Here is a 672-nt window from a genome sequence, read left to right on the forward strand (position 1 = left end):
CCCCCGGGGCGCCGGCACCGCCGCCGGCCAGGCCCCACGGGGCGTGGCGCCGGCGCTCGCTGATCAGCGCCCCCGCCACCTCGGCGAGGGCCTCGTACTCGCGCACCACGCCGTCGCCGCCGGCGTGGCGCCCCGCCCCACCGGAGCCGCGGCGCACGGCGTAGCGGCGGATGCGCAGCGGGTAGGCCATCTCCAGCGCCTCGATGGGGGTGTTCAGGGTGTTGGTCATGTGGGTGTGGATCGCCGAGCGCCCCGGCCCCCGCGGCCCCGCGCCGGCGCCGCCGGCGAGCGTCTCGTAGTAGTCCCAGCGCTCGCCCTCGGCGCCGCCGCCGAGGGCGAGGTTGTTCATGGAGCCGTGGCTCGCCGCCGGGATCCGCCCGGGCAGGGCCTCGGCCAGCGCGCCGCAGACGGCGTCGACCACGCGGCTGCTGGTCTCCACGTTGCCGGCGGCCACCGCCGCCGGGCGCCGGGCGTTGAGCAGCGAGCCCTCGGGCACGCGCAGCGCGATGGGGCGGAACGCCCCGGCGCAGGCCGGCGTCTGCGCCGGCACCAGGCAGCGGAAGGTGTAGTAGACGGCGGCGGCGGTCACCGGCAGGGGGCAGTTGACGTTGCCGTCGACCTGCCCGGCGCTGCCGCGGAAGTCCACGCCCACCGCGTCGCCGCCGTCTACTA

The 672-nt window shown here is 78.7% G+C and carries 1 protein-coding gene; it reads right to left on the reverse strand.

Going from position 1 to position 672, the window contains the following annotated elements; all coding sequences use genetic code 11:
* Positions 1–672 (reverse strand): hydantoinase B/oxoprolinase family protein (locus CKO13_RS12450; protein ID WP_200261474.1); only part of this gene is annotated, 672 nt, incomplete at both ends.

Source organism: Halorhodospira neutriphila (genome assembly GCF_016584055.1).
Taxonomy (GTDB): Bacteria; Pseudomonadota; Gammaproteobacteria; order Nitrococcales; family Halorhodospiraceae; genus Halorhodospira; species Halorhodospira neutriphila.